Source organism: Neorhizobium fuzhouense (genome assembly GCF_042611105.1).
Taxonomy (GTDB): Bacteria; Pseudomonadota; Alphaproteobacteria; order Rhizobiales; family Rhizobiaceae; genus Neorhizobium; species Neorhizobium galegae_A.
Genome location: NZ_JBHFFP010000002.1, coordinates 164,111 through 183,681, shown reverse-complemented (window position 1 = coordinate 183,681; position 19,571 = coordinate 164,111). Strand labels below are relative to the sequence as shown.

General features: G+C 63.1%; 16 protein-coding genes. 15 read left to right on the top strand and 1 reads right to left on the bottom strand.

Features of this window, described 5'->3' with window-relative positions; all coding sequences use genetic code 11:
• The first annotated feature begins 2 nt into the window (after nucleotides 1-2).
• The 11 genes from ftsL to ACEXP3_RS04630 all read left to right on the top strand — a co-directional run bounded on the left by ftsL (nucleotide 3) and on the right by ACEXP3_RS04630 (nucleotide 12,644).
• Nucleotides 3-473 carry a cell division protein FtsL gene (ftsL, locus tag ACEXP3_RS04680; protein ID WP_210104578.1) on the top strand — a complete coding sequence of 157 codons (471 nt, stop codon included), beginning with the start codon at nucleotides 3-5 and terminating at the stop codon, nucleotides 471-473.
• Complete coding sequence (locus ACEXP3_RS04675) at nucleotides 473-2,218, top strand: peptidoglycan D,D-transpeptidase FtsI family protein (protein ID WP_210104579.1); 1,746 nt, start codon at nucleotides 473-475, stop codon at nucleotides 2,216-2,218. Before ftsL ends, ACEXP3_RS04675 begins: the two co-directional genes overlap by 1 nt.
• A gap of 64 nt (nucleotides 2,219-2,282) precedes the next feature.
• Nucleotides 2,283-3,743 (top strand): UDP-N-acetylmuramoyl-L-alanyl-D-glutamate--2,6-diaminopimelate ligase, encoded by a 1,461-nt coding sequence (locus ACEXP3_RS04670; protein WP_377296229.1) that lies wholly within the window; start codon nucleotides 2,283-2,285, stop codon nucleotides 3,741-3,743.
• On the top strand, nucleotides 3,740-5,173 hold the full coding sequence (locus ACEXP3_RS04665) for a UDP-N-acetylmuramoylalanyl-D-glutamyl-2,6-diaminopimelate--D-alanyl-D-alanine ligase (RefSeq protein ID WP_377296228.1): 1,434 nt from the start codon (nucleotides 3,740-3,742) through the stop codon (nucleotides 5,171-5,173). The genes ACEXP3_RS04670 and ACEXP3_RS04665 overlap by 4 nt, the downstream gene beginning before the upstream one ends.
• A 22-nt stretch (nucleotides 5,174-5,195) precedes the next feature.
• A complete protein-coding gene (gene mraY, locus ACEXP3_RS04660; protein ID WP_377296227.1) occupies nucleotides 5,196-6,296 on the top strand; it encodes a phospho-N-acetylmuramoyl-pentapeptide-transferase in 1,101 nt (366 codons plus the stop codon).
• Between the two features lie 4 nt (nucleotides 6,297-6,300).
• Entirely contained in the window at nucleotides 6,301-7,710 is a 1,410-nt protein-coding gene (gene murD / locus ACEXP3_RS04655; protein ID WP_377296226.1) for a UDP-N-acetylmuramoyl-L-alanine--D-glutamate ligase, read from the top strand.
• A gap of 1 nt (nucleotide 7,711) precedes the next feature.
• Nucleotides 7,712-8,866 carry a putative lipid II flippase FtsW gene (ftsW, locus tag ACEXP3_RS04650; RefSeq protein ID WP_210104584.1) on the top strand — a complete coding sequence of 385 codons (1,155 nt, stop codon included), beginning with the start codon at nucleotides 7,712-7,714 and terminating at the stop codon, nucleotides 8,864-8,866.
• Nucleotides 8,867-8,875: 9 nt separating this feature from the next.
• Nucleotides 8,876-10,000 carry an undecaprenyldiphospho-muramoylpentapeptide beta-N-acetylglucosaminyltransferase gene (gene murG, locus ACEXP3_RS04645; RefSeq protein ID WP_377296224.1) on the top strand — a complete coding sequence of 375 codons (1,125 nt, stop codon included), beginning with the start codon at nucleotides 8,876-8,878 and terminating at the stop codon, nucleotides 9,998-10,000.
• A complete protein-coding gene (gene murC / locus ACEXP3_RS04640) occupies nucleotides 9,997-11,412 on the top strand; it encodes a UDP-N-acetylmuramate--L-alanine ligase (protein WP_210104586.1) in 1,416 nt (471 codons plus the stop codon). Before murG ends, murC begins: the two co-directional genes overlap by 4 nt.
• Nucleotides 11,409-12,383, top strand: a complete 975-nt coding sequence (murB, locus tag ACEXP3_RS04635) for a UDP-N-acetylmuramate dehydrogenase (protein ID WP_377296223.1) — start codon at nucleotides 11,409-11,411, stop codon at nucleotides 12,381-12,383. Before murC ends, murB begins: the two co-directional genes overlap by 4 nt.
• 15 nt (nucleotides 12,384-12,398) lie before the next feature.
• The gene (locus ACEXP3_RS04630) at nucleotides 12,399-12,644 is read left to right on the top strand and encodes a hypothetical protein (protein WP_377296222.1); all 246 of its coding nucleotides are present in this window, start codon (nucleotides 12,399-12,401) and stop codon (nucleotides 12,642-12,644) included.
• Between the two features lie 200 nt (nucleotides 12,645-12,844).
• On the opposite strand, the gene ACEXP3_RS04625 is transcribed toward ACEXP3_RS04630, so the two are convergent.
• A complete protein-coding gene (locus ACEXP3_RS04625; protein ID WP_210104588.1) occupies nucleotides 12,845-14,149 on the bottom strand; it encodes an MFS transporter in 1,305 nt (434 codons plus the stop codon).
• Nucleotides 14,150-14,427: 278 nt separating this feature from the next.
• On the opposite strand from ACEXP3_RS04625, the gene ACEXP3_RS04620 reads away from it, so the two are divergent.
• The 4 genes from ACEXP3_RS04620 (at nucleotide 14,428) to ftsZ (ending at nucleotide 19,527) form a co-directional block, all read left to right on the top strand.
• Entirely contained in the window at nucleotides 14,428-15,354 is a 927-nt protein-coding gene (locus ACEXP3_RS04620; protein WP_210104589.1) for a D-alanine--D-alanine ligase, read from the top strand.
• Nucleotides 15,342-16,271, top strand: a complete 930-nt coding sequence (locus tag ACEXP3_RS04615; protein ID WP_377296220.1) for a cell division protein FtsQ/DivIB — start codon at nucleotides 15,342-15,344, stop codon at nucleotides 16,269-16,271. Before ACEXP3_RS04620 ends, ACEXP3_RS04615 begins: the two co-directional genes overlap by 13 nt.
• Nucleotides 16,268-17,599 (top strand): cell division protein FtsA, encoded by a 1,332-nt coding sequence (gene ftsA, locus ACEXP3_RS04610; protein WP_210104590.1) that lies wholly within the window; start codon nucleotides 16,268-16,270, stop codon nucleotides 17,597-17,599. Before ACEXP3_RS04615 ends, ftsA begins: the two co-directional genes overlap by 4 nt.
• Nucleotides 17,600-17,676: 77 nt before the next feature.
• On the top strand, nucleotides 17,677-19,527 hold the full coding sequence (gene ftsZ / locus ACEXP3_RS04605; RefSeq protein ID WP_377296219.1) for a cell division protein FtsZ: 1,851 nt from the start codon (nucleotides 17,677-17,679) through the stop codon (nucleotides 19,525-19,527).
• The last annotated feature ends 44 nt before the right edge of the window (nucleotides 19,528-19,571 follow it).

The following is a 19,571-nucleotide window of genomic DNA, read 5'->3' as shown; positions in this document are numbered from 1 at the left end:
CCATGTTGCGAAGCTTCGACCTGATCCTGATCGGCGTCATGACGGCCACCGCCGTCGTGACCTACAGCATCAAGCACCGCGCCGAACTGAAGCTTGAGGAGGTGCATCGCATCGAAAGCGAGATCAAGCTGGAGCGCGACACCATCGATCTCCTGAAGGCCGACTGGGCGCTGCTGACGCAGCCAAACCGTCTGCACCGGCTGACCGCCGTCTATCAGTCGGAGCTCGACCTTGTGCCCACCGAGCCGACGCAGCTGGCCATGCCCAAGGAGCTGCCGATGCCGAAATCGCAGCTTCCGCAGCCGGAGACCACCATCGAGCAGCTGATTGCCGGCAATGATCCGGCGGTTGCTGCCGCCATTGCGGGCGTCGACAAGGCCAAGGCATCCAAGCCGGAGCCGCGCATTCCCGTGCCATTGCCGCGCGGTGCCTCTTCCGTCGATGTCATTTCAACCGGATCGGTGAGGCGCTGATGTCCTTCCTCTCCCGCGTCATGGTGCTCAAGAGCCGGGCCCATTTTTCCGCCGGCGCCCGCGGCGTCAATCTGTCTCAGCGCGGCGCAAGCTTTGAAGGCGTGCGCAAAAGGCGCAGCGGCCAGACCCGCACCCGCGTCGGCATCATCATCGGTGGCTTTGCCATCATGTACTGCGTGATCGGCGGCAAGCTCATCTATTATGGCACGATGCAGCCGGAAGCGACCTCCAGCATCATGCCGGCCGACCGGCTGATGGCCTCGCGCCCGGATCTTCTGGATCGCAACGGCGAAGTCTTGGCCACCGACATCCGCACCGTCTCGCTGTTTGCCGAGCCGCACAAGATCGTCGATCCCGACGAGGTGATCGAGAAGCTGCGGACCGTGCTGCCAGATATCGACAGCCGCCAGATCTACAACAAGCTGTCGTCCAAATCGCGCTTCCAGTGGCTGCGCCGCCAGCTGACGCCGAAGCAGCAGAGCCAGATCCTGGCGCTCGGCATTCCCGGCATCGGCTTTCGCCCGGAAAAGCGCCGCTTCTATCCCGGCGGCCCGACGGCGGCCCATATCGTCGGCTACGTCAATATCGACAACCGCGGCGTCTCCGGCATGGAGCGCTATGTCGACAGCCAGGGCCTGGCGGACCTTGCCGCCGTCGGCATGACCAGCAGCCAGCCGCTCGAACCTGTCCGGCTGTCCATCGACATCCGCGTTCAGGCGATCCTGCGCGAAGTGCTGATGTCCAACATTACCAAGTTCCGGGCCAAGGGCGCCGGCGGCGTCGTGCTCGATGCACGGACCGGCGAAGTGCTGGCCATGGCCTCTGCCCCCGATTTCGATCCGAACGATCCGGCCGGCGGCAGCGAGGACGGCTGGCTCAACCGCATGTCGAACGGCACCTTCGAAATGGGCTCCACCTTCAAGTCCTTCACGCTTGCCATGGCGCTCGACAGCGGCAAGGCCTCGATGAACGACATGTTCGACGCCCGCTATCCGATCCGCATCGGCGGATATACGATCAAGGACTTTCACGGCCAGAGCCGTATGCTGAGCGTGCCGGAAATCTTCCAGTACTCCTCCAACATCGGCACCGCCAAGATGGCCGACCTCGTCGGCATCGATGGTCACAAGGCGTTTCTGACCAAGCTTGGCCTGTTGACCAAGATGCAGACCGAACTGCCGGAAGTGGCCCAGCCCAGCCAGCCGCGCGAGTGGAAGAAGATCAACTCGATCACCATTTCGTTCGGCCATGGCGTGGCAACGACGCCGCTGCAGACGGCAGTGGCAGGGGCGGCGCTTGTCAATGGCGGCCATCTGATCGAACCGACCTTCCTGCCGCGCACCCGCGCCCAGGCGGACGAGGTGGCAACGACCGTCATTCGCCCGCAGACCAGCGATAACATGCGCTATCTGTTCCGCTGGAACGGCGTCAACGGATCCGGCCGCAATGCGCTCGTCGACGGTTTCAGCGTCGGCGGCAAGACGGGCACGGCGGACAAGGTGGTGAACGGCCGTTACAACCATGATCACAACTTCAATGCGTTCCTGGCGGCCTTCCCGATCAACAACCCGCAATATGTGGTGCTGACCTTCATCGATGATCCGCGCAGCGAAACCGACCATGCCGTTCTTGCCGGCAATAGCGCGGCACCCATGGTGAAGGAGATCATTCGCCGTTCTGCCGCAATTCTCGGTGTAAAACCCCGCTTCGGGGAAGATGGGGCCGCCACGCTGGTGTCCTATTAGGCCATAATGACCGCACCCGACGATTCGCAGCCACCGTGGGGGTTGCAGCTGAGAGAGGGTACCTATGAAGTTGAGACAGCTCTCCGGTGGGGAATTTCCGGAGATTTTTGACGCGGCCGCCGGTTCGGCGGGTGATATTGAAATTTCTGCCCTGACCGCTAACAGCCGGAAGGTCGCGCCCTGCACCCTGTTTGTTGCCATTGCCGGTAACAAGGCGGATGGCACGCGCTTCGTGGCCGATGCCGTACAACGCGGCGCCTCCGCCATCGTGTCCGGCCAGCCCGTCGCAGCCGATGTCCCCGTGCTCGTCGTATCCAATCCGCGCCGCTTCCTTGCCCTTGCCGCCGCCCGGTTTTACGGCGCGCAGCCGCAGACCATGGTGGCCGTCACCGGAACCGCCGGAAAAACCTCCGTTGCCTCCTTCGTGCGCCAGATCTGGGCTCATGACGGCCTTTCTGCAGCCCAGATCGGCACCACCGGTGTCATTTCTCCCAGCCGCAGCGATTACGGTGTGCTGACGACGCCAGATCCGGTGGATCTGCATCAGTTGCTGGCCGAACTTGCCGGCGAAGGCGTGACCCACGCGGCGATGGAAGCCTCCAGCCACGGCCTCGACCAGTTCCGCCTCGATGGCGTACGGCTTGCCGCGGCAGGCTTTACCAATCTCGGCCGCGACCACATGGACTATCACCCGACGATCGAGGATTACATGGCCGCCAAGATGCGGCTGTTTTCCGATCTCCTGCCGAAGGGCAGTCCGGCGGTGATCTTTGCCGACGATCCCTGGTCTGCCGAGGCCATCCGCGTGGCAACCGAAGCGGGGCACGATGTGCGGACCGTCGGTCGGGCAGGGCAGTTCATCGCGCTGAAGCGGGTCGAGCATTTCCGCCACAAGCAGTTGGCGGAAGTCCATGTCGGGACGGCGATCTTCGAGGTCGAGATCCCGCTTGCCGGCGATTTCCAGATTGCCAATGCGCTGGTGGCGGCAGGCCTTGCCATCTCCACCGGTGTTCAGCCCGCCATTGCAATGGCTGCCCTTGAAAAGCTCGTCGGCGCGGCAGGCCGGCTGGAGCTTGTCGGGCAGGCGAAGAACGGCGCGCTCGCCTATGTCGATTATGCCCACAAGCCCGATGCACTCGCCAATGTGCTCGCCTCCGTGCGCCCCTTCACCACCGGCCGCGTCATCGTCGTGTTCGGCTGCGGGGGTGATCGCGACAAGGGCAAGCGACCGATCATGGGGGAGATTGCGACGCGGCTTGCCGATGTCGTCATCGTCACCGACGACAATCCGCGCTCGGAAGTGCCGGCAACCATCCGCGCCGAGATCTTGGCCGCAGCGCCGGGCGCCGAGGAAATTGCCGACCGCGCCGAGGCGATCCGTCATGCCGTATCCATGCTGCGGGCCGGCGATACGCTGATCGTGGCCGGCAAGGGGCATGAGGAAGGGCAGAAGATCGGTGAGACGGTTCTGCCGTTCTCCGATCATATCGAGACCCGCAAGGCACTGGAGGAGACGCAAGCTTGACCTGGCTCTGGGAAACCGCGGAGATGATGGCCGCCATGAGCGGCCGGCCGGTAGGGCAGCCGCCCGCCGGCATTACGGGCATTTCCATCGACAGCCGCTCGATTGCGCCCGGCGAAGCCTTCTTCGCCATCAAGGGTGACCGGGTGGATGGCCATGACTTTGCAAGCATCGCCGTGGCCAATGGTGCCTCGCTGATTGTTGTCAGCGAAGCCAAGCTTCCGGCCATGGGCCGGTTGACCGTCCCGATGATCGTGGTCGAGGACGTGCTGGCAGCGCTTGGCAAGCTGGCCGTTGCCGCACGCGCCCGCAGCCGTGCGCAGATCGTGGCCGTCACCGGCTCCGTCGGCAAGACCACGACGAAGGAAATGCTGCGCAATGTGCTTGCCCCCTCCGGCAAGGTTCACGCCGCCGTTGCCTCGTTCAACAATCACTGGGGCGTGCCGCTGACGCTCGCCCGCATGCCGGCCGATTGCGCGTTCGGCGTCTTCGAGATCGGCATGAACCACCCGGACGAGATCCGGCCGCTGGTGAAAATGGTGCGCCCGCATGTGGCGGTGATCACCACCATTGCGGCAGCCCACCTCGGCAATTTCAAAAGCCTGGAAGAGATTGCCGCTGCCAAGGCCGAAATCTTCGAGGGGCTGGAGCCGAACGGCGTGGCGCTCATCAACCGAGACAACAAGCAGTTCGCCTTTCTGGCCGAGACGGCCAACCGGGTCGGTGTCGCCAATATCCTGACCTTTGGCCAGCATGCCAAGGCCGATTTCCGTCTCGCCGATTTCGAGGGAACGGCCGGCGGCTCGACCATCTGGGCGGTGATCAATGGCGAGACGATCGAGGTGCATATCGGCGCGCCCGGCCGTCATATTGCCGAAAATGCCATTGCGGCACTGGGTGTCGTTGCGCTGTTCGGCGCCGATATGGAGGCGGCAAAGGCCGCCCTTGCCGAGCTGCGTGCCGTCAAGGGACGCGGCCAGCGTCACCGCCTTGCGCTCGGCGAGGGTGTTCTGACGCTGATCGACGAAAGCTACAATGCCAACCCGGCTTCCATGCGGGCCGCGCTGTCGCTTCTGGCGCAAAGCGTGCCCGAGGGCGGCGGGCGCCGCATCGCGGTGCTCGGTGACATGCTGGAAATGGGGGCGTTTTCCGCGCAGGTGCACGAGGATCTGGCCGGACCGCTTCTTGCCGCAGGCATCGAGCATGTCTGGCTCTCAGGCGCCGAAATGGTGGCGCTGCGCGATGCGCTGCCTGATACGGTAGAGGTGACGCACCTGCCCACCACCGCTGAACTTTCCGATTTCGTTGTGCGTCATGTGATGCCGGGCGATGTGCTGATGGTGAAATCCTCCCTCGGCCTCGGCTTCGGCAAGATCGTCTCCGCACTTATTGACAACTACCCGGCATTGCCCGACACGGAGCGCCAACTTTGACCGGCATTAAGAAAGTCCCATCATGCTGATCTGGCTCGTCGAGCTTGCGGGCACCTTCCAGGTGTTCAACCTGTTTCGCTACATCACCTTCCGCACCGGTGCAGCGATGTTCACTTCGGCATTGATCGTCTTCATGTTCGGGCCGCAGATCATTTCTTCGCTGCGCATCCGGCAGGGCAAGGGCCAGCCGATCCGCGCCGACGGACCGCAGACGCATTTCAAGAAAGCGGGTACGCCGACCATGGGCGGCCTGATGATTCTGGCCGGCATCGTCGGTGGATCGCTGCTCTGGGCGGATCTGTCCAACGTCTATGTGGTGGCGACACTGCTGGTGACGCTCGGCTTCGGCGCCATCGGTTTTTACGACGATTACCTCAAGGTCACCAAACAGACCGACAAGGGCTTTTCCGGCAAGGCGCGCCTGGGGATTGAATTCCTCATCGCCGGCGTCGCCGTCTATTTCATGATGCGGGTCGCCGTCGCCAACAGCCCGTCGGGCTCCGTGCTCGGTACCTCGATCGCCTTTCCCTTCTTCAAGGAGCTGGTGGTCAATCTCGGCCTGTTCTTCGTGCTGTTCGGCGGTTTCGTCATCGTGTCGGCCGGTAATGCAGTGAACCTCACCGATGGTCTGGACGGCCTTGCCATCGTGCCGGTGATGATTGCGGCGGCCTCCTTCGGCTGCATCGCCTATCTTGCCGGTAATGCCGTGTTTGCCAATTACCTGCAGATCAATTTCGTGCCGGGCACCGGGGAGCTTGCCGTCATTCTGGGCGCCGTCATCGGGGCAGGGCTCGGTTTCCTCTGGTTCAACGCGCCGCCCGCCGCCATCTTCATGGGCGATACCGGCTCGCTGGCGCTGGGCGGCCTCATCGGTACCGTTGCCGTTGCCACCAAGCACGAGATCGTCATGGCGATCATCTGCGGCCTCTTCGTCATGGAAACGCTCTCGGTGATCATTCAGGTCGGCTTCTTCAAGCTGACCGGCCGTCGCGTCTTCCTGATGGCGCCGATCCATCACCATTTTGAAAAGCTGGGCTGGACGGAAAGCCAGGTGGTGATCCGCTTCTGGATCATCGCCGTCGGCCTTGCCATGCTGGGCCTCTCCACGCTGAAGCTACGGTGACATCATGATCCCCGTCACCACCTTTGCCGGCAAAAAAGTCGCTCTTTTCGGGCTCGGCGGTTCCGGTCTTGCCACGGCAAAGGCGCTCCAGGCCGGCGGTGCGCTGGTGACGGCCTTCGACGACAATCCTGACAGCGTTGACAAGGCGTCATCGGCAGGCCTTGCGACGGCAGACCTGCGCACCATCGACTGGACGGCACAGGCAGCGCTTGTGCTTGCCCCCGGCGTACCGCTCACCCATCCGAAACCGCACTGGACGGTGGATCTTGCCCGCGCGGCCGGCGTCGAGATCATCGGCGATATCGAGCTTTTCGTGCGCGAACGGCGCGCCCATGCGCCCGATTGCCCGTTCATCGCCATTACCGGCACCAATGGCAAATCCACCACGACGGCCCTGATTGCCCATATCCTGAAGACCAGCGGCCGCGACACGCAACTCGGCGGCAATATCGGCACCGCCGTCCTGACGCTCGATCCGCCGCAGGCCGGGCGCTATTACGTCGTCGAGTGCTCCTCCTACCAGATCGATCTTGCACCGACGCTTAATCCGAGCGCCGGCATCCTGTTGAACCTGACGCCGGACCATCTCGACCGTCACGGCACCATGCAGCATTACGCCGAGGTCAAGGAACGTCTTGTTGCCGGAAGCACGACCGCCATCATCGGCATCGACGACAGCCATTCGGCGCTGATTGCCGACCGGGTGGAGCGGGCAGGCGTTGCCGTGCAGCGCATTTCGCGGCGCAGCGTGGTCCCCAAGGGCATCTATGCCGAAGGTTCGCGCCTGATTGCCGCCGAGAGCGGCGCAACCCATGAGATTGCCGATCTTTCCGCCATCGACACGCTGAAGGGCAGCCACAACGCCCAGAACGCCGCCGCCGCCATTGCCGCATGCCGTGCCGTCGGCGTCTCAGAGGACGAGATCAGAGCTGGCCTTCAAAGCTTTCCCGGCTTGAAGCACCGCATGCAGCCGGTGGCGCGACGGGGTGATGTCGTGTTCGTCAATGATTCCAAGGCCACCAATGCGGATGCGGCCGCGCCGGCCCTGTCGAGCTACGAGCGCATCTTCTGGATTGCCGGCGGCCTGCCGAAAGCCGGTGGTATCGCAAGCCTCGCGCCACTTTTTCCGCATATCGTCAAAGCCTACCTGATTGGCGAGGCGGCCGCGGAATTTGCCGCAACGCTTGGCGAGGCGGTGGCTTACGAGATTTCCGGCACGCTGGATCGTGCCGTGGCGCATGCGGCAGCCGATGCCGCCGCAGATACGGGCGGCCCGTCAGCCGTCATGCTGTCGCCGGCCTGCGCAAGTTTCGATCAGTTCAGGAATTTCGAGGTCCGGGGCGAGGCATTCGTCTCCCTGGTCGCAGAACTCGACGGCGCAACGATGCTGGTCGAACCGGAAAAGGGGATGTGACATGGTAAGTCGTGCCGATCGCGGGGCGCTCGCAGACTGGTTCTGGACGATCGATCGCTTCTTCCTGGCGACCTTCGTGCTGTTGATGGGCATCGGCTTCATGCTGTCCTTTGCCGCATCGCCGCCGGTTGCCGAGCGCATCGGCCTGCCGAGCTTCCACTTCGTCGAGCGGCATGCCGTCTTCCTCATCCCGTCGCTGATGGTGATGATCGGCCTGTCCTTCCTGACGCCGAGGCAGGTGCGCCGCACCGCGATCATCATTCTCGTGGTCTCGATCATGATGATGGTGCTGGCACTGTTCTTCGGTGTGGAAATCAAGGGCGCGCGCCGCTGGTTCTCGCTCGGGCCGCTGTCCATCCAGCCGTCGGAATTCCTCAAGCCCTCCTTCGTGGTCGTCTGCGCCTGGCTGTTTGCCGAGCATGCGCGCCAGCCGGAAATTCCGGGTAATCTGTTTGCCATGATCCTCTTCGGCATCGTGGTGGCGCTTCTCGTTGCCCAGCCCGACCTTGGCCAGACCATTCTCACCAGCGCCGTCTGGGGTTCGATGTTCTTCATGGCGGGCATGCCGTGGCTGTGGATCGTGCTGCTCGGCGGTATGGGCGTCGGCGGCCTGTTTGCCGCCTACCACATCTTCCCGCACGTGGCCGGCCGTATCGACCGCTTCATGACCGGCGAAGGCGATACCTTCCAGGTGGATACGGCGCGCGAAGCCATCATCCGCGGCAACTGGTTCGGCCAGGGGCCGGGCGAAGGCATCGTCAAGCGCATCCTGCCGGACAGCCATACCGACTTCATCTTTTCGGTGGCGGCGGAAGAATTCGGCATCATCTTCTGCATGGTTCTGGTGGCGATCTTTGCCTTCATCGTCATTCGCGGTTTGAGCCACGCCTATCGTGAGCGCAATGATTTCAACCGGTTTGCCGTCGCAGGACTCGTGCTGCAGATCGGCATCCAGTCGATGATCAATATCGGCGTGAACCTCGAACTGATGCCGGCCAAGGGTATGACGCTGCCGCTCATCTCCTATGGCGGCTCCTCGATGATCGCCATCTGCGTGACTGCGGGCTTCATCCTGGCGCTGACGCGCCACCGTCCCGAAAAGCGGGCGCAGGAACGCAGCCTGTTTCGTGTATCCAACAGCGTCCCCGCAGAATAGGCCAGATCCATGAGCAAGGGTATCATTCTGCTTGCCGCCGGGGGAACCGGCGGCCATTTGTTTCCGGCCGAAGCGCTGGCGCATGAATTGCGGGCGCGCGATTACAGCGTCCATCTCGTCACCGACAGTCGGGCCGAGCGCTTTGCCGGCAGTTTCCCGGCCGACGAGATCCATGTCGTGCCCTCCGCCACCTTTGCCTCCAAGAACCCGATTGCCATGGCAAAGGCACTGCTGACGCTGTGGAAGGGGTTGCGGGCAGCCCGCCGCTTGATGACGCGGCTGAAGCCGCTCGCCGTCGTCGGCTTTGGCGGTTATCCCACCGTGCCGCCGCTTCTTGCCTCCACCGGCCTTGGCATTCCCTCCCTTGTGCACGAGCAGAACGCCGTGATGGGCCGCGCCAACAAGGCGCTCGCCTCGCGGGTGTCGGCCATTGCCGGCGGTTTCCTGCCGGAAGGCGAAGGCCCGCATGCGGCAAAGATCGTCACGACTGGCAATCCGGTGCGACCCGCCGTTCTGGCCGCCGCGGCCACGCCCTATGTCCCGTCTGCCGGCAATGATCCGTTCCGGCTCGTGGTGTTCGGCGGAAGCCAGGGCGCCAAGTTCTTTTCCGGTGCAATCCCGACGGCGCTTGCGCTTTTGCCGGAAGACTTGCGCGCCCGGATCGTGCTCACCCAGCAGGCCCGCCCGGAAGACCGGCCGCAGGTCGACCAGTGCATGGGGAAGCTGAAGATGACTGCCGACGTCTCGCCCTTCTTCGGCGACATGGCCGAGCGCATCGCTGCGGCCCACCTCGTCATCAGCCGTTCCGGTGCCTCGACGGTGTCGGAAATCTCCGTCATCGGCCGCCCGGCGATCCTCGTGCCATACCCTTATGCACTCGACCATGACCAGGCGGCCAATGCGGCCGCTCTGGTGAAGGCCGGAGGCGCTGAAGTGGTGCCGCAGGCGGAACTCTCGCCCGAAAAGCTCTCGGGGCTCATTGCCGATGCCATGCGCCAACCCGAGCGGCTGGCGCAAATGGCCGAGGCGGCCCGGCGCTCCGGGCGGCCAAATGCCGCCGTCTTGCTCGCCGATCTGGTTGCAGCTATTGCCGACCGGCAAAATCTTTCGACATTCAAAGGAGTTCGCCCATGAAGATGCCAAAGGCCATCGGTCTTGTCCATTTCATCGGCATCGGTGGCATCGGCATGAGCGGCATTGCCGAGGTGCTGCACAATCTCGGCCACCGGGTTCAGGGGTCCGACCAGTCGGATGGCGCCAATGTGCAGCGCCTGCGCGACAAGGGTATTCCGGTCTTCGTCGGTCATCAGGCCGATAATCTTGGCGATGCGGAAGTGGTGGTCGTCTCGACCGCCATCAAGAAGAACAATCCGGAACTGGTCGCTGCGCGCGAAAAATCGCTGCCCATCGTGCGCCGCGCCGAAATGCTCGCCGAACTGATGCGCTTCCGCAATGCGATTGCCATTGGCGGCACGCATGGCAAGACGACGACCACCTCGATGGTGGCAACGCTTCTGGAAGCCGGTGCGCTTGACCCGACCGTTATCAACGGCGGCATCATCAATGCCTATGGCACCAATGCCCGCATGGGTGAGGGCGAGTGGATGGTAGTGGAGGCCGACGAATCGGATGGCACCTTCCTGAAGCTGCCGGCAGATGTCGCCGTCGTCACCAATATCGACCCGGAGCATCTCGATCACTACGGCAGCTTTGATGCCGTGCGCGCGGCCTTCCGCCAGTTCGTCGAGAACGTGCCTTTCTACGGCTTTGGCGTGCTGTGCCTCGATCACCCGGAAGTGCAGACGCTTGTCGGCAAGATCGAGGACCGCAAGATCGTAACCTACGGCGAAAACCCGCAGGCCGATGCGCGCTTCTCCAATGTGCGCATGGAAGGCACCAAGTCGATCTTCGACGTGGAAATCCGCCGTCGCCGTACCGGCCGGGTGTTTTCCTTCAAGGACCTGACGCTGCCGATGCCGGGGCGTCACAATATTTCCAATGCGACGGCCGCCATTGCGGTCGCCAACCGGCTCGGCATTTCGGAAGCCGATATCCGCAAGGGGCTTGCGGCCTTTTCCGGCGTCAAGCGCCGCTTCACGCTGACCGGCACCTGGAATGGCGTGTCCGTGTTTGACGATTACGGACACCACCCAGTGGAAATCAAGGCGGTGCTGAAGGCGGCGCGGGAAAGCTGCCAGGGCCGAATCATTGCAGTGCACCAACCGCATCGGTTCAGCCGTCTGGCGAGCCTTTTCGAGGATTTCGTCACCTGCTTCAACGATGCAGACAGCATTTTGCTGGCGCCTGTTTATGCCGCCGGCGAAGATCCGATCGATGGCGTGAACTCGGAAGCGCTGGTTTCGCGCATCCGTGCCGGTGGCCATCGCGATGCCCGCTATCTTTCCTCGCCTGACGCGCTGGCAGGCATCATCGCCGGCATTGCAAAACCGGGTGATTTCGTGGTTCTTCTTGGGGCTGGCAATATCACGCAGTGGGCTGCGGCCTTGCCAAAGGAACTAGAAGGTATTTCGGGACAGTCTGCATGAAACAGGTGAATGGGGAAAAGTTGCTGGCCTCGCTTGGGGCCGGCGTAAGTGCGATCCGGGGCAGGCTGACGCCCGACGCACCGATGGATCGTGTCACCTGGTTCCAGGCCGGCGGTCTCGCCGAACTGATGTTCCAGCCGCATGACCTGGAGGACCTCGTCACCTTCCTGAAACTTCTGCCGCAGGATGTACCGCTGACCGTCGTCGGCGTCGGTTCCAATCTTCTCGTGCGCGATGGCGGCATTCCGGGCGTCGTGCTGCGTCTGTCGGCCAAGGGCTTTGGTCAGCTGGAACTTGCCGGCGAAAACCGCATCATGGCTGGCGCCATCTGCCCGGACAAGCACATTGCCGCCATGGCCATGGACAATGGCATCGGCGGCTTTGCCTTCTACTATGGCATTCCGGGCTCGATCGGCGGTGCGCTGCGCATGAATGCCGGCGCCAATGGCGGTGAAACCTCGGGCCGCGTCATCGAGGTTCATGCCGTCGATCGCAAGGGCAACAAGCATGTGCTGACGGCGGCCGAAATGGGCTACAGCTATCGTCACTCGTCCGTGCCGGCAGACCTCATCTTCACCCATGCCGTCTTCGAAGGCTATGCCGACGACCGGGCGAAGATCCGCTCCGAAATGGACGCGGTGCGCCATCACCGGGAAACCGTTCAGCCGGTCAAGGAAAAGACCGGTGGCTCGACCTTCAAGAACCCGCCCGGCCACTCCGCCTGGGAACTGATCGATGACGCCGGTTGCCGCGGCATGATGAACGGCGGCGCGCAGATGTCGTCCCTGCACTGCAATTTCATGATCAATATCGGCCACGCGACCGGCTACGATCTGGAATATCTCGGCGAGATGGTGCGCCAGCGCGTGTTCGAAAAATCCGGCATCAAGCTCGAATGGGAAATCAAGCGGCTGGGCATTTTCATGCCGGGGCGCGAGGTGAAGCCGTTCCAGGGGGCGACGACCGAGTAGGGGCTTTGGGCAAGCATGATCGACGAGCGCAAGCGGATACTGGTCGGAAACGAGCGGGCCAAGCTTGCAGCGAACTCTGTCGATCGGCTTGCCACTGCCTGCGTTGCGGCAGGGTTCATTGCGCCTTTGGTCTCCGGGATAAACGGCGGCGGTGGCTACGCCTTCACATTCGGGATTGTGCTTTCGACGTTGACTTGGCTTTCCACTGCTTTTGTCCTACATTTGGGGGCAAGGCACATCCTTGGAAAGCTGGAGCCATGACGACGGCCACTGCCTTTTATCTTTATATTCTGCCGATTCTGATTGCTGCGTCCGTATGGTGCGCAATCTGGTTGCAGGAATGGCGGGAGCGGCGTAAAGGCCGACTGCATCCTGGCGAATAGCCTCTCTCAGTTTTCAACAAAAAGCCCGCGGAACCAATGGTTTCGCGGGCTTTTTTGTGTCGAACTGACTCTACGGGATCAGACTTCTTCCTTACCCGAGAGCAGGATGCAGGCCAGCGTGATGATGGCTGCCACCAGCAGGTAATAGCCGACATAGGTCATGCCATAGGTCGTCTGCAGCCAGGTGGCGATGTAGGGGGCCAGCGATGCGCCGAAGATGCCGGCGAAATTGAAGGTGATCGACGAGCCGGTGTAGCGCACGGCGGTCGGGAAGGGTGCCGCAAGGGCGGTGCCAATGAGGCCGTAGGTCACGCCCATCAGCGCCATCGAGGCGGCCGAGAAGACGAAGATGGCGGTCTCGCCGCTCGTCATCAGCGTCGGCAGCAGGAAGGAAAAGAGGCCGATGAGGACGGTGATGGCAATCAGCAGTTCCCGGCGTCCCACCCGGTCGGCGAGCTTGCCGGCGATCGGAATGAACAGGCCGAAGACGACCGAGCCCAGAAGCTGAACTTCCAGCGCATCCGTGAACGGGATCTTCAGGACCTTGACGTTGTAGGAGAGAAGATAGGCCGAACCGATGTAGAACAGCACGAAGGTGGCCAGCGCCACGAAGGTGCCGAGCACGAGGCTGCGCTTGTGGTTGCGGAACAGTTCTGCCACCGGCACCTCGACCCGCTCATGTTTGTCGATCGCTTTCTGGAAGGCAGGCGTCTCGGTAATCGAGAGGCGGACCCACAGACCGATGGCGATCAGCGCGATGGACGAGATGAAGGGAACGCGCCAGCCCCAGCTGAGTAGGGCTTCCTGCGACATCACATGCAGGAGAAGCCAGAAGATGCCCGAGGACAGGAACAGGCCGACGGGCGCGCCGAGTTGCGGAAACATGCCGTACCAGGAGCGTTTGCCGGGCGGGGCATTTTCCGTGGCGAGCAGCACTGCGCCACCCCATTCGCCGCCGAGGCCAAAGCCCTGGCCGAACCGGCACAGCGCCAGAAGCAGCGGCGCAATCACGCCAATCTGCTCATAGGTCGGCAGAAGGCCGATGATGACGGTGGAAATGCCCATCGTCAGAAGTGCCGCCACCAGTGTCGTCTTGCGGCCGATGCGGTCACCGAAATGCCCGAACACCACGGCGCCGAAGGGGCGCGCGAAAAAGGCGATGGAGAAGGTTGCAAAGGAGGCGAGCAACGCAGTCATCGGATCGCTGTTGGGGAAGAACAGCGCCGGGAAAACCAGAACGGCTGCGGTGGCATAAACATAAAAATCGAAAAATTCGATCGTCGTGCCGACCAGGCTGGCCGTCAGGACTCGTGCAGGGGAATTCAATGCAGCAGGTACCAACGGCTCGGCGGACGGCGACACGGAAGAGGTCGCTTGCGTCATAATCTTGTCCACTGAGAGTTAAAGACAGCTCTTTTGGAAAGGGCTGGCCGTTCTTTACGGACATTTTTGCAAAGTTCAAAGCGAATTGAGTCGCTGAAAGACCAGAAAGCGTCCCCCGGTGGCACCTCGTTGCAGGTGGTGCCGGATGGCCACAGGGCGGCGGCGGTTAACCAAAGTAAACGATTCATTAACCATGGCCGGTGTCTAATTGGTCTGCGCAGGAATCAGGTCGGCGCAAGCAAGAACGCATAACCCAAGGCAGTCTCAGGGGACTTTTAATGAGTGGCAAGCACGTGGCAGTTCTGATGGGAGGGCTCTCCTCCGAGCGCCCGGTCAGCCTGTCGTCCGGCAATGCCTGTGCATCCGCGCTGGAGGCCGAAGGCTTCCGCGTCACCCGCATCGACGTGGCGCGCGACATTGCCGCCGTTCTTGCGGAGCTGAAGCCTGATGTTGCCTTCAATGCGCTGCATGGGCCAAATGGCGAGGATGGCACCATCCAGGGCATCCTCGAATACCTGCAGATCCCCTATACCCATTCCGGCGTCCTTGCCTCGGCCCTTGCCATGGACAAGGACCGCGCCAAGGCAGTTGCGGCGGCTGCCGGCATTCCGGTCGCCGAAGGTCTGGTGCTCGATCGCCATGAGATCGGTGCGGTTCATCCGATGAAGCCGCCTTATGTGGTCAAGCCCGTGTGCGAAGGCTCGTCCTTCGGCGTCGTGATCGTGCGCGAAGGCCAGTCGCATCCGCCTCAGGTTCTTGGTTCTTCTGACTGGCGCTACGGCGACCGCGTCCTGGTCGAGCGTTATGTCGCCGGTCGCGAGCTGACCTGCGGTGTCATGGGCGATGAAGTGCTGGGTGTGACGGAAGTCGTGCCCTTGTCCGGCGCATTCTATGATTATGACGCGAAATATGCCGCCGGCGGCTCCTCCCACGTCATTCCGGCACAAATTTTACCGAATATTTACCAAAAAGTACAAACACTGGCCCTTAAGGCGCACCAGGCGATGGGGTGTCGCGGTGTGAGTCGCTCCGATTTCCGCTACGATGACCGTCTGTCCGAGGATGGCGAGCTTGTCTGGCTTGAGGTGAATACCCAGCCCGGCATGACGCCGACTTCCCTGGTGCCTGAAATGGCCGCTCATGCCGGCCGTTCCTTTGGTGACCTCGTCCGCTGGATGGTGGAGGACGCTTCGTGTTCGCGCTGAATGGCAATAAAGCTCCGGTTTCCCGCGGGCGCCCGTCGCAATATCCGGTCGCTGATGACCGCATGGTGCTGCCGCGCCCGATGCGTCGCGTCGTCCGCTTCTGCGTGAGCCTTGCAACGGGCCGCATCCATATTCCCCGTCACACTGGCACGGCCGGCGTTTTCGTCCTGTTTGGCGCTGTTGGCCTTTACGGCATGTCGCTTGGCGGCCATGCGGATGATTTCGCCCAGGTAACGACCGCGGCTGCGGGTTTTGCCATCGAGAAGGTGATGATCTCCGGCAATGTGCAGACGTCGGAAATCGACATCCTGCAGATGCTGGGCCTTGATGGCGCCACCTCACTCGTCGCGCTCGATATCGAGGCGGCCCGTCGCAAGCTGGCGGATCTGCCCTGGGTCGAGAACGCGCAGGTGCGCAAGGTCTATCCGAAGACGATCGAGGTCACGCTGAAGGAGCGCGAAGCCTTCGGCATCTGGCAGCATGGCACGGAGCTGTCGCTGATCGAAAAGAACGGCAGCGTGATTGCGCCGCTGCGCGACAACAAGTTTGCCTCCCTGCCGCTGTTCGTTGGCCGCGACGCCGATTCGGCAGCCGCTGATTTCTTGGATGAAATGTCCAGCTGGCCGGAGCTGAAGGCCCGTGTGCGGGCCTTTGTGCGGGTGGCCGGCCGTCGCTGGGATCTGCATCTCGACAACGGCGTGGTCATCAAACTGCCGGAATCGGATATTCAGCAGGCTCTCGTCCTGCTTCACCGCTACGAACAGTCCGAAGGGCTGTTGAACCGCGATATCGCAGCGGTTGATTTGCGTCTTCATGACCGTACGACGATCCGCCTGACGGCGGACGCAGCACAACGCCGCGCCTCGGCTGTCGAGGCCCGTGCCAAGGCCCTCAAGAAGGCAGGAGGTCAGACGTGAGCCTGTTCGGTTCTTCCAATTTCGGCCTGCCGCGCCTGAAGCCTTTGTCTTCGAAGCGGTCGCATGTGGTTTCGGTTCTCGACATCGGCTCGAGCAAGGTCGTGTGCATGATCGCACGGCTGACGCCGCGCGCTGAAAGCCAGATCCTGCCCAACCGCACGCACAGCGTCGAAATCATCGGCATCGGCCACCAGCGCTCGCGTGGCGTCAAGTCCGGCGTGATCTCCGATCTGGATGCAGTGGAAAGCGTCGTGCGGCTGGCTGTCGATGCGGCAGAGCGCATGGCGGGCCTTACCGTCGACAGCCTGATCGTCAATGTGTCGGCTGGCCGAATCACCAGCGACGTCTATACCGCGACCATCGATCTCGGTGGCCAGGAAGTGGATGCAACGGATCTGCGCAAGGTGCTGACGACCGCGAGCCACCAGTCGGTGCGCCAGGACCGGGCCGTGCTGCATTCGCTGCCGACGGGCTTTTCGCTGGATGGCGAGCGTGGCATCCGCGATCCGCTCGGCATGTATGGCGACCTGCTGGGCGTCGACATGCATGTGGTGACCGCCGAGCGCGCCGCCCTGAAGAACCTCGAGCTGTGCATCAACCGCGCCCATCTGTCGGTTGAGGGAATCGTCGCGACGCCTTATGCCAGCGGTCTTGCGGCGCTTGTCGATGACGAGGTCGAACTCGGCTGCGCTGCCATCGACATGGGCGGCGGCACCACGACGATTTCGGTCTTTGCCGAAGGCAAGCTCGTCCACACCGATGCGATCGGCATTGGCGGCCACCATGTGACGACGGATCTGGCACGCGGGCTCTCGACCCGAATCGAGGACGCCGAGCGTATGAAGGTTGTGCACGGTTCCGCCATCACCACGGCGGCCGACGAGCGCGACATGATTTCGGTTCCGCCGATCGGCGAGGACGACCGTGACCTGCCGACGCAGGTGCCGCGTGCTCTCGTCACCCGCATCGTGCGGGCCCGGCTGGAAGAAACGCTGGAACTCATCCGCGACCGCATCCAGAAGTCGGGCTTCAGCCCGATCGTCGGCAAGCGCGTGGTGCTGACGGGCGGTGCGGCCCAGCTGACCGGCCTTCCGGAAACGGCGCGGCGCATTCTGGCGCGCAATGTGCGCATCGGGCGTCCGATGGGGGTCTCGGGCCTGCCGACGGCGGCCAAGGGCCCGGCATTTTCGACGGCGGTGGGTCTGATGATCTATCCGCAGGTCGCAGACATGGAAACACATGCGGGGCAGGGCGGTCTTCTCGCCACGCTCGGCAATGGCAACAGCCGCATCGCCCGCATGGGGCAGTGGCTCAAGGAAAGTTTCTGACCCTCGATCAGAGTGTCAGCCCAGTTTAGAGAATCGGCCCGCTTGGCGAGGCGGCCAGAGAAAGAAGGAACGGTTACATGACCATCAATCTGCAAAAGCCGGACATCACCGAGCTGAAGCCTCGGATCACCGTCTTCGGCGTTGGCGGTGGCGGCGGCAACGCCGTCAACAACATGATCACTGCGGGCCTCGAAGGCGTCGATTTCGTCGTCGCCAACACCGATGCCCAGGCGCTGACGATGGCCAAGGCCGAACGCATCATCCAGATGGGCGTGCAGGTAACCGAAGGTCTTGGCGCGGGTTCGCAGCCGGAAGTCGGTCGCGCCGCTGCCGAAGAATGCCTCGACGAGATCATCGATCACCTGTCGGGCACGCATATGTGCTTCGTCACCGCCGGCATGGGCGGCGGCACCGGCACCGGTGCGGCCCCGGTCGTCGCACAGGCTGCCCGCAACAAGGGCATCCTCACCGTCGGCGTCGTCACCAAGCCGTTCCACTTCGAAGGCCAGCGCCGCATGCGGCTTGCCGAGATGGGCATCCAGGAACTGCAGAAGTCGGTCGATACGCTGATCGTCATCCCGAACCAGAACCTGTTCCGCATTGCCAACGACAAGACGACCTTTGCCGATGCCTTCGCCATGGCCGACCAGGTTCTCTATTCGGGCGTTGCCTGCATCACCGACCTGATGGTCAAGGAAGGCCTGATCAACCTCGACTTCGCCGACGTTCGCTCCGTCATGCGCGAAATGGGCCGTGCGATGATGGGCACCGGCGAGGCCTCCGGCCAGGGCCGTGCCATGCAGGCCGCCGAAGCTGCGATTGCCAACCCGCTCCTCGACGAAACCTCGATGAAGGGAGCACAGGGCCTGCTGATCTCCATCACCGGCGGTCGCGACCTCACGCTCTTCGAAGTCGACGAAGCGGCAACCCGCATCCGCGAGGAAGTCGATCCGGACGCCAACATCATCCTCGGCGCCACCTTCGACGAAGCGCTGGAAGGCGTCATCCGCGTCTCCGTCGTTGCCACCGGCATCGACCGCGCCGTGAATGAAAACGACCTGCGTGCCGCTGAAATGCGCGCCGCCACGAAACCGATTATCCGTTCTTCCGCGGCCGTTGCTTCGGCTCCGGCCGCAGTTCAGCCTGCAATGGCGCAGGCGCCCCGCACCGTCGCACCGGTCGATCACGTTGCCGAAACGATCCGCCAGGCGGAAGCCCAGATGGAACGCGAACTGTCGATTGCCACCCTGCAGCATTCGGCGCCGGCTCCCCAGCCGGTGCAGGCGCAGCCCGCTCCCGCCCCCGTGCAGGAAGAGTTCCGCCCGCAGAGCCGCCTGTTCCAGCCGGCAGCCCCTGTCGAGCCGGTCGCCGCCCGTCCGGCTCCGGCCTACACGCCCGCACCGACCTATTCGGCACCGGCACCGCAGGCGCCGGTGATGAGCCAGCCGGCTCCTCTCCAGCATCAGCCGATCCAGCACCAGCCCTTGCAGCATCAGCCGGTACACCAGCAGCCGATGCAGCAGCGTGTGGCGCAGCCGGTTGAACAGGCTGCTCCGATCATTCGCAATGTGGCAGAGCAGGTTCGCATGCCGCGCGTGGAGGACTTCCCGCCGGTACTGAAGGCCGAGATCGAACACCGCGCCCAGCCGACCGCGCATGCAGTCGAGGAACGCGGCCCGATGGGTCTCCTGAAGCGGATCACGAACTCGCTCGGCCGTCGCGACGACGAAGAAGGTGTGGCTGCCGACATGACCTCGGCACCGGCCGCTGCCTCGCAGCAGCGTCGTCCGCTGTCGCCGGAAGCAAGCCTCTACGCCCCGCGTCGTGGCAATCTGGACGATCACGGCCGTTCGGTTCCGTCGTCGAAGGCCCATCACGAGGACGATCAGCTGGAAATCCCGGCCTTCCTCCGTCGCCAGTCCACCTGATCATGACCGGAGGCCGGATCACCGGCCTCTTCCTGCCCCGACAA